Origin of the sequence: Cyclobacterium jeungdonense (assembly GCF_010994275.1) — a bacterium.
Taxonomy (GTDB): domain Bacteria; phylum Bacteroidota; class Bacteroidia; order Cytophagales; family Cyclobacteriaceae; genus Cyclobacterium; species Cyclobacterium jeungdonense.
In genome coordinates this window covers 126,814-141,844 of sequence record NZ_WMCD01000007.1, presented here as the reverse complement: position 1 = coordinate 141,844, position 15,031 = coordinate 126,814, and the positions used below count along the sequence as shown (strand labels likewise).

The 15,031-nt window shown below is 45.3% G+C and carries 8 protein-coding genes; all 8 read left to right on the top strand.

What is annotated here, in order from left to right:
* The first annotated feature begins 38 nt into the window (after positions 1-38).
* The 8 genes from GKS34_RS14995 (at position 39) to GKS34_RS14960 (ending at position 15,016) form a co-directional block, all read left to right on the top strand.
* Entirely contained in the window at positions 39-1,664 is a 1,626-nt protein-coding gene (locus GKS34_RS14995) for a sulfatase family protein (RefSeq protein WP_163385799.1), read from the top strand.
* Positions 1,665-2,060: 396 nt separating this feature from the next.
* Positions 2,061-2,666 (top strand): RNA polymerase sigma factor, encoded by a 606-nt coding sequence (locus tag GKS34_RS14990; protein WP_163385798.1) that lies wholly within the window; start codon positions 2,061-2,063, stop codon positions 2,664-2,666.
* 92 nt (positions 2,667-2,758) lie between these two features.
* Complete coding sequence (locus GKS34_RS14985) at positions 2,759-3,850, top strand: FecR family protein (RefSeq protein WP_163385797.1); 1,092 nt, start codon at positions 2,759-2,761, stop codon at positions 3,848-3,850.
* A 172-nt stretch (positions 3,851-4,022) separates the two neighbouring features.
* Positions 4,023-7,454 (top strand): SusC/RagA family TonB-linked outer membrane protein, encoded by a 3,432-nt coding sequence (locus tag GKS34_RS14980; protein WP_163385796.1) that lies wholly within the window; start codon positions 4,023-4,025, stop codon positions 7,452-7,454.
* 18 nt (positions 7,455-7,472) lie between these two features.
* The gene (locus GKS34_RS14975; protein ID WP_163385795.1) at positions 7,473-8,921 is read left to right on the top strand and encodes a RagB/SusD family nutrient uptake outer membrane protein; all 1,449 of its coding nucleotides are present in this window, start codon (positions 7,473-7,475) and stop codon (positions 8,919-8,921) included.
* A gap of 61 nt (positions 8,922-8,982) precedes the next feature.
* On the top strand, positions 8,983-10,407 hold the full coding sequence (locus tag GKS34_RS14970) for a sulfatase family protein (RefSeq protein ID WP_163385794.1): 1,425 nt from the start codon (positions 8,983-8,985) through the stop codon (positions 10,405-10,407).
* Positions 10,408-10,531: 124 nt separating this feature from the next.
* Positions 10,532-11,953: a sulfatase family protein gene (locus tag GKS34_RS14965; protein WP_163385793.1), complete on the top strand. Its 1,422-nt coding sequence runs from the start codon at positions 10,532-10,534 to the stop codon at positions 11,951-11,953.
* Between the two features lie 237 nt (positions 11,954-12,190).
* Complete coding sequence (locus tag GKS34_RS14960; RefSeq protein WP_163385792.1) at positions 12,191-15,016, top strand: hypothetical protein; 2,826 nt, start codon at positions 12,191-12,193, stop codon at positions 15,014-15,016.
* The last annotated feature ends 15 nt before the right edge of the window (positions 15,017-15,031 follow it).

Genomic DNA, 15,031 nt, shown 5'->3' with positions numbered 1-15,031 from the left:
GGATTTATATAAAATGACACCAACTTAAGGAGTTAAAAATGTTAAAAAAAAATATTTTCGTTTCATTTCTTTTCGTGGCTATAGGTTTTCTGTCTTGTAACCTGGAAAATAAAGATAAACAACTTCCAAATATTGTGTTTATTTATGCCGATGACCTGGGTTATGGGGATGTTCAATCCTTTAACCCGGAAAGAGGAAAAATACCTACTCCCAATATTGACCGATTGGCTTCGGAAGGAATGTCTTTTACAGATGCTCATTCTTCATCAGGGGTTTGTTCTCCTTCGCGGTATACCCTGCTCACCGGCCGGTATCACTGGCGCAGTAGGCTGCAAAAGGGAATTGTAGGGCTGTACGGAAAACCACTAATCACCCAGGAAAGGTTAACCTTAGCCAGCCTGGTAAAACAGCATGAATACCAAACGGCTTGTATTGGTAAATGGCATTTGGGCTGGGACTGGCCCATTCCGGATGATCAAGTGAATTTATTTCGATCGGAGAAGAAAGATGTTAATGCCTCTAAGGAGCAACGCAAAGCCTGGAAAGAGGCCTTTTCCCTACCCATTCCAGGTGGGCCGACTGCTGTTGGTTTTGATGAATACTTTGGTACGGATGTTCCCAATCATCCCCCTTTTTGTTTTATTGAAAATGACAGAACGGTGGGTATTCCCACTGAGTTCGGAGCGCCCAGCCTATTTGGGCGGAATCAGGCCAGCCTTCAGGGTCCGGCGAGGGAGCACTGGGCACTGGAAGATATTCTGCCTACTTTGGCTGCCAGATCGACGGCCTATATTGAGCGCGAGGCAAAATCTGCTCATCCCTTTTTCCTTTATTTGCCGTTAACCTCACCTCATACACCACTTTCAGTAAATAATGAATGGTGGGGCAAAAGCAACCTGTCACTTTATGCAGATATGGTGATGGAGACTGATGCGCTCGTCGGAAGGGTGCTCGAAGCCCTTGAAAAAAGCGGGGTAATGGAAAATACCCTGGTGGTCTTCACCAGTGATAACGGTTGTGCTCCTTATGTGGGCAATACCACCCAGGAGGAAGCCAATGACCTGAGCATGAAAGGATGGCCATGGGATCGTAATCACCCTCCTATTGCGGCTATGGAAGAGAAAGGCCACTATCCCAGCGGACCTTTTCGGGGCTATAAATCAGATGTATGGGAAGGAGGGCACCGTGTCCCGTTTATAGTCAGGTGGCCTGAAAAAGTGCAAGCCGGGAGTTCCTGTGACCAGTTGGTTCATCAGGCAGACCTAATGGCGACTATTGCTGAGATCATAGGAGCCGAGATCTCTGAGGATGCAGGGGAAGATAGCTTCAGCCTGCTTCCTTTGCTAATGGGAGGTAATCAGGAGGTACGTCAAAATGCAGTAAGCACTTCGATAACTGGCCTACCTGGCTTGCGCCAAGGGAATTGGAAATACATCGCAGGTCCCGGGTCAGGTGGCTGGACACCCGGGGAAAGCGAATTGCCCGTACAACTCTACAACATGGCTGCTGACCCCGGTGAAACCCAAAACCTGGCCAGCCTGGAACCCGGCCGGGTAAAACAAATGGAGGAACTGTTGGAAAAACTTATCACTGATGGCAGAAGTACTCCCGGGCCAAGGCAGAAAAATGATGTAGAAGTGATCCGTTATCCCGAAAAACAGTAAATGAGAATTACCCTAGGTTAAACAATTTTAATAATGGAAAACGGGTAATTTATTCATTCTTCATTTTTTGTCTTAATAGTATTGATTCGTTTGGTAAACATTCAGGTCCCCCCACAACATCCTACCAATCATGGCCGATGATCTGGGGTTGAGGATTTATTCTGTACAACTCAATTCAAAAGTAAAAACTGTGTACCTTGTTTGTGCCTGCCCTTCCCCAATAATCTATGTTTTCCGGTTTAAGCATTTTTGACCCATAGTAGTATCTTCTCTATAATCCATTGAATTAATCAAAAGTACTTCACTTCTTTGTGAAAACAACTTTAATACCAATAAAATTGGTTTGGTGCGAAATTTTTTTTTATTATTGAATAGTAAACCCAAATTAGCCCAAAAGTGACCCAATCTCATTCCCATATTACTGATAGGGCTGTTGCTGAAAGCAAGGATTGCTGGATGCGAATTCAGCAGGATGATAAAACGGGTTTAGAGGGTCTTTATGCCCTGTTTGCCTTCGAAATGATGGCTTTTGGCCTTTCTATTGTTCCTGACCGGACCCTGATCAAGGATTGCATTCAAGAACTTTTTATCGAGATTTGGCGGTACAGAAAGAACGGGGCAGTCGTCAAAAATGTAAAAGTCTATGTTTTTAAAGCCCTTTCCAATAAAATCAAAAAGGAATTGGCCAGGGAAAAAAAGCGAAATGCCAATGACCAGGAACTGGGTGCAAATGCGCTATATTTTCAAAATGAAGCTGAGTCCGGGATTATTCACCTCCATCAGGAAGAAGCCAACAACCGGAGATTGTCAGAAGCCCTTTCCAAACTTCCTCCCAGACAGATGGAAGTAATCCGCTACGTGTTTTTCGAAAACCTTCCCAATGAACAGGTTGCCAAGCTGATGGGTATCAATATTCAGTCGGTATATACACTGAGCTGGAAAGCCATATGCAAGTTAAGAAATCTGTACATTCTCTTTATTTCGTTCTATTTTTCCCTGTAAAGCAACTGCGATTAATTTTTTTCGAAAAAAGTCCAAAAAATAAAGGATAGATTTTTGATTTATCCGACACCTATCCATGAAAACATGCCTAAATGGATATTTACAACGATACAGTCAAAGGCCTGGTGCTAAATGCAGAGTTTAGGAATTGGGTATTAAATCCAAATTTAGAACGTAATAAAACCTGGAAGCACTATTTGTCCGATAACCCGACATCTGTGAAGGACGTGGAGCTGGCCAGGGAACTTATTCTGGAGTTGTTTTCAAACCAATACCCGCTTCAGGATAAGGAATATAAGGAGATCTGGGACAATATAGAGACCAATACCACTAAAGAAGACCAACAAGAGCAATTTGTAAAGGTGGTGCCTATCAGGCAAGGGATTGTAAAAAAGAAGCCCTCCAGTACTCAGGATTCTTTTCAGATAGGCTATTTTTGGCGAATTGCCTCCATATTGCTGATATCACTGGGTTTAGGTTTTTTTGCAAGCCGCTATACGCTACCTGAACCAACTTTAGAGATTCCTCAACCCGTGAAGAAGGTTGTTTTCAATAACCCACCCGGTGTAAAGTCTAGTATTTCCCTGGCTGATGGAACAAGGGTAATGCTTAATGCGGGAAGCAGTTTATCCTATGAGGAGGGCAGGTTCAAAGAGGTTCGGGATGTCTTTTTGGAGGGTGAAGCTTTTTTTGAAGTTGCACATGACGCAGTTCGGCCCTTTACGGTAAATGCAGGAGGGATCCATACCACTGCATTGGGCACTTCTTTTAATATCATGGCCTATAAGGATGAAAAGCAAATGGTTTCATTAATGACCGGCAAGGTAGCCATTGAATTGCCTAATTCAGAAACGGAGGAAATCATATTGTCTCCAAAGAAGGCTGTCATTATTAGCCCGGATAAATTGGCAGTTTCAATGGATACATTTGATGAAGAAGTTATCCTGGCCTGGACCAGAAAAACCATCGTGTTTGATGACACGAAATTGGCGGAAGCCATCAGGGCCCTGGAAAACTGGTACGGGGTCAAATTTCACTTTCAAAACCAACCTAAACCAGGAATGCACCTTTCGGGGAAATTCCATAATGAGACACTGGAAAACGTGCTGGAAGGCCTGAGCTATACGGCTGGGCTTGATTTCAGGATTGAAAAGGACCAGGTCAGCATAAAATTCAGGTATTAACCCAAAACACTACTGCCTATGAAAAACTAATTCAGATTAACAACAAAAAAAAACCGAAGGTGCTGTAACACCTTCGGAAGTAGTAAAACATCGGGGCATTTGACGCCAATCAGTACCCGATGCCAGTTTATTCAACCATTTACACAATAGCCAAAATAAACCATGTAAAGATATGAAAAATCTTATACTTAGGCATGTTATACGCATGAGCAAATTATTTACCTATGCTTTTCTTTTCCAGTGTTTGACCATGGGCTTTTTAGTTGCCTCGAATGGCAATGCTCAGATCAAAAGCATAGAAGAGGTGGTGGTCAGGCTGCCCCTGGAAGGAGTCTCAGTTAAGGATGCATTCAATAGGATTGAAGGAGTATCCGATTTCACCTTTGTTTACCTTACAAGGGAAGTCAGAGATTTGCCTCCTATTTTCGTTGAGGACAAGAACCAAAGCCTTTATGAGGTATTGGTGGAGATCGCCCGGCAATCCGGATTGGATTTCAAGCAAATTAACCATAACATCCATGTACAGGCGCACCGGAAAGGACAGGAGAAACCCATTGTGTCGGTTTCTAAAGTAGCGGTAGAAATAAGGGGAACCGTAACCGATGAAAATGGGGACCCCATTCCCGGGGCCACGGTATTGATTGAAGGCACCACTACGGGCACCGCCACGGACATTGATGGAAAATTCATTCTGGAAGCAGAAGAAGGTTCTGTTTTGTTGATTTCCTTTATCGGCTACCAGTCCCAGCGCATTACCGTAGGAAATCAAACGGACCTTTCCATCACGCTCATGGAGGATCAATCGTCGCTGGAAGAAGTAGTGGTAGTTGGGTACGGAACCCAGCAGAAGTCTGATTTAAGCGGAGCCGTTTCATCTGTAAAAGGTGAAGACATGCAAAAGACGCCTGCAAATACCTTGATCCAATCCATGCAGGGAAGAGCCGCAGGGGTGGATATAAGAGCAGCCTCAAATGCCCCGGGAGGAGGAATGAAAATAAGAATCAGGGGTACAAACTCCATTAATGCTTCCAGCGATCCTTTGTATGTGATTGACGGATTTCCGATCGATAACATCAATACAACCCCAGGTGGAGCAGGAAACAATGCCCTGGCTGCAGATCCTCTTTCCTCTATCAGCCCCAGTGAAATAGAATCCATTGAAATACTAAAGGATGCTTCTGCAACCGCCATTTACGGAGCTCGCGGGGCCAATGGGGTGGTATTGATTACTACCAAAAGGGGTAAACTTGGAAGTGCAAAAATTGATTTTGATTATTCATTGAATGTCGCAAACGTTAGAAAAAAACTAGATCTGGCCAATGCTGAAGAACTGGCAATTCTTACGAATGAGTGGGCAGTCAATAATAATCAACCATTGATATATGATGGAATCAGTAAACCGCTTCCTGAAGAATTAGGTGAAGGAACTGATTGGCAAGATCAGATTTTCAGAACTGCCCTTACCCATACCTATAATCTTTCTCTTTCCGGCGGCACCGAAAATACCAAATACCTGGTTTCAGGAAATTATTTGGATCAGGATGGAATTATCATCGAATCGAATTTCAAAAGAGGAGGATTAAAATTTAATTTAGACCAAAAAATAAATGAAAGGGTCAAAGCAGGGATTAATTTAAATGTCAATAAGTCCATCAATGACGCAGTACCGTCAGACGGAAGTGGGTTTCAACATGATTCACCTCTTTGGAATGCGCTAACGACTACACCGGTAATCCCAGTCTACGACGAAGATGGGAATTACCTGCATAATCACGACGAAACAGTTAAAATCCTCGAAAACCCTGTTTCCATTGCAAGAACTCGTACAGATATAACCGAAACCACCAGGGTGTTAAGTAATGCTTTTGTGGTTTTCAATATTATGGATGGGCTTGACTTCAAGACTAATTTTGGAACAGATGTGATCAATTCCAAACGTGATGTATACATACCCAATACTGCCGAAACACAAGCCCTCCCCAATTTAGGAGTGGCATCTATTGGCACGATTCAAAGTAACAATTGGCTTCAGGAATATACCTTGTCCTACAATCGTGAGCTTGGGTCAAAGCATAGGTTAAATGGTCTTTTGGGATATACAATACAAACCAGAGAGACCGAAAGCGTATTGAGTAGAACAGACGAATTCTTTACCAATAAACTTAAATTCAATAATTTAGGAATTGGCGCCAATCCCAGGCCTTCTGAAAGTAATGCAATAAATACTGCGTTGTTATCTTACATAGGGAGGTTGAATTACATTTATAATGACAAATATATTTTTACTGGTACTGTAAGGAGGGATGGTTCATCAAAATTTGGAGATGAAAATAAATGGGGGGTATTCCCTTCGGCAGCATTTGCCTGGAGGTTGGGTGATGAAAATTTCATCAAACAGTTAAATACCATTGAGGATCTTAAAATAAGATCCTCCTATGGTGTAACGGGAAACGAAAATATTAGTCCCTACTCTTCATTGGCTCTTTATAATACCGTAAGACCGATCATCAATGGAGCACCAGTAATTGGCTTGGTTCCTAATAGAATACCTAACCCGGATTTAAAATGGGAAAAGACGGCCCAATTCAACATTGGATTGGATGCTGCGTTTGCAGAAGGAAGGGTTAATTTTTCCGCTGATTACTACATTAAGAAAACAGATGACCTTTTGCTTAATGTAACCATACCAAATCAATCAGGGTATGGAACATCGGTTCAAAATATCGGTTCGGTAGAAAATAAAGGTTTTGAGTTTCAAATTGGTGTAAACAATACTTTTGGAGAGGTGACTTGGAATTCCTCTTTTAATATGTCTTTTAATAGAAACAAGTTACTTTCTTTAGCTGATGGAACAGATCGGCTTCTGTTTGGAATAGGAAGAGGGGAGTCCGCACATGGCCAGACCATTGCACAACCAGGACGGCCCTTAGGTTTATTTTATGGATACAGGTTTGCAGGAATCTGGCAGACAGAAGAAGAAATCATTGCTGCAGGAAATACCGTTGGAGGTATCAATAGACCAGGTTTACCTAAATATGCCGATTTAAATGGGGATGGTTTTCGACGAAATGATGACGATAGGGAGATTATAGGAGACCCCAATCCGGACTTTATCTATGGTTTTTCAAACGATTTCTCTTATAAAAACCTTACTCTTTCTGTTTTTATCCATGGTGTCTATGGAAACGATATAGCTGATATGAACAGGATAGGGTTATTGGCCCAACCCCAGAAGCACAATGTTTACAAAGTCTTTTTCGAGGAGAGGTGGACCGGACCTGGTACAAGCAATACCATTGAAGCCCCGATAACCAATGCTGGTGAATGGAAAAATTTTAGTGATAGAGATGTTTTGGATGGCTCATTTTTAAGAGTAAAGACGATTAATTTGTCCTATAATTTACCTCCCAGTTTTATGGGAATGAACCGCATTAGAAATGCACAAGTATACGTTGCTGGAGATAACCTGTTCACCTTCACTAATTATACAGGTTTTGATCCGGAAGTGGATTTATATGCCTCAAGTAATGTACAAATGGGTGTTGACAATGGAGCTTACCCCATGTCAAAAAGTGTCAGGATAGGCGTGAAATTAGGATTTTAATTGAAGATGGACCAAATCATGAAAAACATACTAAAAAATAGAATTTATATAATTATTTTGGCGATATTTCCCTTGAAGGGATGCAATAATCTCCTTCAAGAAGACCCGCCAAGTAATATTAGCCTGGCTAATTTTTATCAGTCGGAAGAAGATGCGCTGGTAGGACTCTATGGTGCCTATAGCAATCTTTATGGATTGGTATCACAAGCGCCCAATTATGGAGAGATGGTTGCAGATGATATGACCATATCTCCCATTGTTCCGGATGCATTTGAATGGGATGAATTTACGTTCAATAGCGAAGTCACTAACGGACTTTGGTCGCAATGCTATTCGGCAATTAACCGCGCCAATGAAGTGATCCTTTATACAGAGGGAATTGATTTTGAAGGTGGAAGAAAAGCGGATATCATAGCAGAAGCCAGGGCTTTGCGAGCATTTTACTATTTTCACCTGGCTCGGGCAATGGGTGGAGTTCCGTTATATGATTCACCCACCGTTGGTTTTGATAATATTTACGAACCAAGATCTACAGAGGATGCCGTCTTTGATTTTATCATTCAGGATCTGCAAGTTGCAGCGGACGAATTGGAGCCTACAAGTCCTTCAGGACGGTTAAATTCAGATATTGCAAACGCATTGTTGGCAAGGGTGTATTTATTTAGAAATGATTTTCAAAATGCCCTTGCTCATGCGGAGACGGTAATCAATTCCGGTAGGTATAGATTGCTAGACGACTACGCAGACCTTTTTAAACCCGAAAATGATAATAGCCCGGAACATATCTATCAAATTCAATATCTGAGTGGGGAAAGCAATAACCCCTTACCCGGCAGGTATGGGCCCAGAGCTCCTTCAGGACCTTATGGAAATTCATTTTGGGCGGGAACGACCGTTCCAGGTTCCTATGCACCTTCAGCAGAATTCATAGCCGAAAATCCAGTATCTTATAGGAGATCAATGACTATAGCTGACCATTATGAACATATTGATGGTGTCACCGGTATCATTACCATGCAGGAGGTATATGGAGGAAGTTTCCCCTATTATATTAGTAAATTTAATGACAGGGAAGGGGAATTGCAAAGTGGCGTAAATTACACGGTATTCAGGTATGCTGATATTTTATTAATTGCCGCTGAAGCTTTAAATGAAACCGACCCGAACAATCCTAAGAAATACGAATGGATAAATAGGGTAAGGGAAAGAGCGAGAAATGGCGTTGAATCCGATTTACCGGACCTCAATGCACTCACCCAAGATCAATTCAGAACAGCTGTTTTGGAAGAAAGGAGATTCGAGTTGGCCTTTGAAAATCAAAGAGCATGGGATTTAAAAAGAAGAAACTTGTTTTTGGATAAAATGCGGGCTCAAGGAAAAAATGTGGAAGACTTTATGGTAACCTTTCCTATTCCGGATATGCAAACCCAATTGAACCCCAATTTGGAACAGAACCCAGGTTGGTAGTATTTATTAAACCAGGAGTTGGTGTTATACTGACTCCAATTTCTTTAATAATTCTTCTTCTATGAGATATGTAATTAGATTGATATATGCAGTTTTGGTATGTTTTTCAATTAATAAAAATTCTTATTCTCAACCTACAAACTCAAATCCTCCCAACATCATCCTGATCATGGCTGATGACCTGGGTTGGGGGGACGTGGGGTTTAATGGAAACGAACTGATCCAAACACCGGAACTCGATGCCATGGCTCAAAATGGACTGGTAATGAGTCGGTTTTATGCTGCCTCTGCCGTTTGCTCCCCCACCCGGGGAAGCTTCCTTACCGGCAGGCATCCGGAAAGGTACGGAATCACCCATGCCAATACCGGACACATGAAAAAAGAAGAGCTCACCCTGGCCGAACTGGTAAAAGACCAGGGATATGCCACTGGTCACTTCGGTAAATGGCATCTGGGCACCTTGACCGTGACAGAAAAAGATGCCAATCGGGGAGGACCGCGGGGAACGGCCCATTATGCACCGCCTTGGGAAAACGGCTTTGACGTTTGTTTTTCGACCGAATCCAAAGTGCCCACCTGGGACCCCATGGTTACGCCGGATCCGCAGGCACAGGACATTGGAAATCGGGTGCCGGGAGAGCATTTCGGCACCTACTACTGGTCGGGAGAAAACCAAAAAGTCACCGATAACCTCTCCGGAGACGATTCCCGGATCATCATGGACCGGGTAATTCCCTTTATCGATCGGGCGGCGGAAGCGGCCAAACCCTTTCTATCGGTCATCTGGTTTCATACGCCCCACTTACCAGTGGTGGCAGGCCCCGAATATCGAAATTTGTATGCCGGTTTGTCCGAAGATCAGCAGCACTACTACGGCAGCATTACCGCCATGGACGATCAAATCGGTCGCCTGCGAAATTTCCTCCGGGAGAAGGGGATTGCCGAAAATACCCTGATCCTATTTTGCAGCGACAATGGACCGGAAGGGCCGGAGCAAATCAACCGTACACAGGGCTCATCCGGACCGTTTCGGGGAAGAAAAAGAAGCCTGTACGAAGGAGGTATCCGCGTTCCGGCCCTGATCGAATGGCCCGCAAACATTGAAGCGGGACAGAAAACCAATTTACCGGTTTCTACCAGTGATATATTTCCCAGCCTATTGGGTATATTGGGTATTGATAATCAGAAAGGTGTGACGCCCCTGGACGGTGCCAATATTTCCCCCTTAATTCAGAACAAATCAGAAACCAGGCAAACATTTATCCCTTTTAAGTTTCAGAAGCAACAGGCCATCATGGACAACCGATTTAAATTATATTCGGCGGACAATGGCGAAAGTTTTGCTTTATTTGATTTGCAGAATGATCCGGGTGAAACGATTGATATTGCGGCAGCAAACCCTGAAAAAGTAGCCGCACTGTCCGGGGAGCTGGAAAATTGGCTGATCTCCTGTGAAAAAAGCAATCGGGGAATGGATTACCAATAGAACATGTACTAGCATTAATAATAAACTTACTATGAAATCGAGCATGAGGCAATCCGCACACGGAGGGATGATTATCAATCATGCGAAGATTCCATGTGACCTTTGAAAAACAAATCATCAACACATGAAAATCAAATTACTCTTTCTTGAGATGTTCCTGCTACTAACCGGGTTTGCCCAGGCTCAGGATGCAAGCGATGAACAACCCAATTTTATCTTCATCTTTTCCGACGACCAGCGCTATGACGTGATCGGTGCGCTTGGGCACCCGGAGGTGCTTACCCCCAATCTGGACCGGTTGGTAAAGGAGGGATCCACTTTTACGCATGCCTATAACATGGGTGCCTGGAACGGGGCCGTCTGCGTGGCCAGCCGTGCCATGATGATCAGCGGGCTTTCGGTCTGGGATGCCAGGGAGCAGGAGAAAAATTTTCAACAAATGGCGGATGCCGGTCAGTTTTGGCCGCAGTTGCTCCAAAAATCGGGCTACGAAACCTATATGACGGGCAAATGGCATGTAAAAGCCGATGCAGAAAGTATTTTTCAAAATGTGGTGCATGTACGACCGGGTATGCCTAATCAGACTCCTGAAGGGTATGACCGCCCTAAAAGCAGGGCAGATACCACCTGGCAGCCCTGGGACAAAAGTTTTGAAGGGTTTTGGAAAGGCGGAAAGCACTGGTCGGAGGTACTGGCAGATGATGCCCGAGGATTTCTGGATCAAGCGGGCAAAAGCGAATCCCCCTTTATGATGTACCTGGCCTTCAATGCTCCCCACGACCCCCGACAGGCCCCAAAGGAATTCGTAGATCTTTACCCGGTGGAAAGCATCGCGCTTCCTTCCAGCCATATGGACATGTACCCGTATAAAGATAGTATAGGACTCAGTGAGAATCTACGGGATGAAGCTTTGGCTCCCTTTCCCCGTACCGCTTATTCGGTTCGGAAGAACATTCAGGAATACTATGCGATCATCAGCCATATGGATGCCCAGATTGGTAAAATTCTGGATGCCCTGGAGGAAACAGGTAAAATGAAAAACACCTACATTATTTTCACTGCCGATCACGGTCTTGCGGTTGGCCACCACGGCTTGATGGGAAAACAGAACATGTTCGATCACAGTGTCCGCGCTCCGCTGCTTTTGGTAGGCCCGGGCATACCGAAAGGAAAGCAATATCACCAGCAGGTATACCTGCAGGATGTCAGTGCCACCATCATGGATCTTGCCGGGATCGAAAAACCCAAAACTACTGTTTTTAACAGCCTGATGCCTTATATTGAAGAGAACGTACCAAGCGCATACCCGAGTATCTACAGTTGCTACCTCGATCTTCAACGGATGGTACGGACGGATCGATACAAATTGATTTTCTATCCAAAGTTGAATAAAACCTTGCTGTTTGATCTGGAAAAAGACCCGGAAGAACTGAGGGACCGTTCGGCCGACCCGGCGTATCAGGGGGTGAAAAAACAGTTGCTGGTCTTGCTATCCCAACAGCAGCAGGCGGTAAATGACCCCTTGGGAACCATAAACGAAATGTAGCTCTAAACTGACAGAGGCCAATCATCCATATGCTGATCAGTACACGGGTGAGCCGGTGGCCGCTTGGCGACAGTTTTGTGTTTATTTCAGCGAGGTGCCTTTGCTGGTATCCATGATTTGAAATCAATCGCAATACATAAGGCCTTCGATTCGGACTCAAAACTACCGCCGCAAAAGGAAGGTGCTTAACGGGTTTATTACTGAGGGGAAATTGCCTACGCCATTAACCGACAACAAATGAACAGAACCTTTTTTATTATCCTCATTTCCTTAGCAGGTAGTATGTTGGGGCATGCACAGGTAGGTACTTCGCACGTTACTAAACTACCGGCGAGTGCAGAAAGTGACTGGCTCCTGTACCGGTCAAACCAGCCCGCCAGGGTGCAGACCGATAAAGACGGACACCTTGTGCTGACCAACGGCCTGGTGAGCCGCACCTTTGCAACTGCTCCCAACGGAGCGACCATCGGACTGGAACACCTGCAAACCGGGGAGTCCTTTTTGCGATCGGTGCGTCCTGAAGCCGAAATTCAGCTAAACGGAATACCTTTTGAGGTAGGAGGCCTAATCGGGCAACCCATTCACAATTATTTGCTCCCGGAATGGGTCGCCTCCATGAAAGCCAATCCGGGTGCCTTCAAATTGGTGGCCCATACCGTAGAAAACACCAAAGCCCGTTTTGCCTGGAAGAAGCGAGAAGAATGGATGCCCAAAGACATTCCCTGGCCAGCACCCGGGAAGGAACTTGTTTTTAGCTACCAATTGGACGAGGAGGCAGTAAGAATCCTCCTGGAGCGATCGATCGCCGACCAAAGCCGTGAAACCCTATTTGGGGACTCTTTTGATACCATGCATAATAATTGGAAGCGGGTAGAATCAGAGGCCCACACCCGAAATTCCTTTATTAACGAGGGGAAAGCGGGAGAAATCATGGCATTGGCCAATACGGCGGTTTATGCCCAGCAGCCAGTGCTTCCGGGAACAAGGGTTTTACTGGCAAAGATAAATCCGGGCACAGACAAGGGGAGTAGTTGGGGGCCGGGGCTTGGACTGGTGTTTTCCGACAAGGTGATCAAACTCAACCTTCGTCCCGGTAACAATGAGATCGGGTTTTTCGACGGACAGCAGGAACTACGGGTGTCTGGCCTGGAAAGTGGGAAACCGGTCTGGCTGCGGATGGAATTAGGGGATGGGCAGCTGTTGGCCTCCTGGTCTTATGACAAAAGCAACTGGCAGCCGGTTGGAGAGACTCCGCTGCAACAAGACCCACAAGGAGTCCGGATTGGCAAGATGGATGCAACAGGCAACAACAGTGACCACAGTGAAAAGGGAGAATTGGGGCGCAGCAAAATCGAAGAATTTTTCATGCTGGGAGAAATTGCTCCATCTGCAAAAGCTGCCGGCCTGGAGTCCTACCAATACCTGTTGGATATATCCGTGCATGTACATTACGAATTGTACGATGGTCTTCCGGTGTTTAGCAAATGGATAACCCTTGAAAACAACTCTGAAAAACCGGTAACCGTCAATTCGTTTACAAGTGAAATTTTAGCGGTCACCGAACCCGAAAGCACAGTCGACAGCCGGGATCAGTGGATGCTTCCAAATTTGACGATTGAGACCGATTACAATTTTGGCGGAATGACTTCCGAAAATGTCTTGCGTTCCAGCATTGAATGGAAACCGGATCCGCAATATAAAACCCAGGTGAATTACGAACGAACGATGCCGGTTTTGCTGGAAGTTTCTCCCAAGTACGGACCGGAGCAGGAGCTGCAGCCAGGGAATTCCTTTTCCTCATATCGGGTGTGGGAATTGCTGCACGATAGTTGGGATCGGGAACGAAAAGGGCTTGAGCACCGGCGTATGATGCGTTCCCTGGCTCCCTGGGTGACCGAAAACCCCATCTTGATGCATGTCCGGTCAGCGGACACGGAAGCAGTAAAAAAAGCCATAGACCAAAGTTCCGAAGTGGGTTTTGAAATGGTGATCATGACCTTTGGAAGCGGATTCAATGCGGAAGATGCGAGCGTGGAAAACCTGGATCGCATGAAGGGCCTGGCCGACTACGCCCATTCAAAGGGAATCGCCCTGGGCGGTTACTCCTTGCTGGCAAGTCGACGGGTTGGCGGTGGAAACGACGTGGTAATGCCCGAGGGGATGACACCCCGGTTTGGCAACTCGCCCTGCCTGGAAAGTGAATGGGGACATGATTATTTTGAAACCCTTTATAATTTATACAGCACAACCGGACTCGATATCCTGGAGCATGACGGCTCTTATCCGGGCGATGTGTGTGCAGCAACTGATCACCCCGGACACAAAGGATTGGCCGATTCCCAATGGAACCAGTACAGGCGGATTGCTGAATTTTACCAGTGGGCTCGTTCCAGGGGAATTTACCTGAATGTCCCTGATTACTATTTTCTTGCCGGAAGCAATAAAACCGGCATGGGTTACCGCGAAACCAATTGGTCATTGCCCCGTGCCCAGCAGGAAATCATAGAACGTCAAAATATATACGACGGCACCTGGACCAAGACACCGTCCATGGGCTGGATGTTTGTGCCGCTGGTACAATACCATGGGGGAGGGGAAGCCGCCACAATCGAACCACTAAAAGCGCATTTGCCCCATTACGAGCAGCGGTTGGCAAACCTCTTTGGTGCTGGGGTACAAGCTTGTTATCGCGGACCGCAGTTGTACGATGCTCCTGAAACAAAGGCATTGGTCGAAAAATGGGTCGGTTTTTACAAAGTGCACAGGGAGGTGCTGGATGCAGACATCATCCATCTTCGCCGGCCCGATGGCCGCGATTGGGATGGTATTTTGCACGTAAATCCCAAGGGAGAGAAAAAGGGCTTGCTCATGCTCTACAATCCCCTGAACGAGGAAATCACCCGGACCATTCAGGTCCCGGTATACTATACGGGCCTGCATGAAGCGGTATTGCTGGAAGACCAATGGGGAAATTCACAGACAGTGGCTGTAAATCGCGATTTTAGCCTGTCGGTGAAAGTCACTATCCCTGAGCGAGGGTATCGTTATTTTGTTTTAAAATAAACTGTCTATATCTTG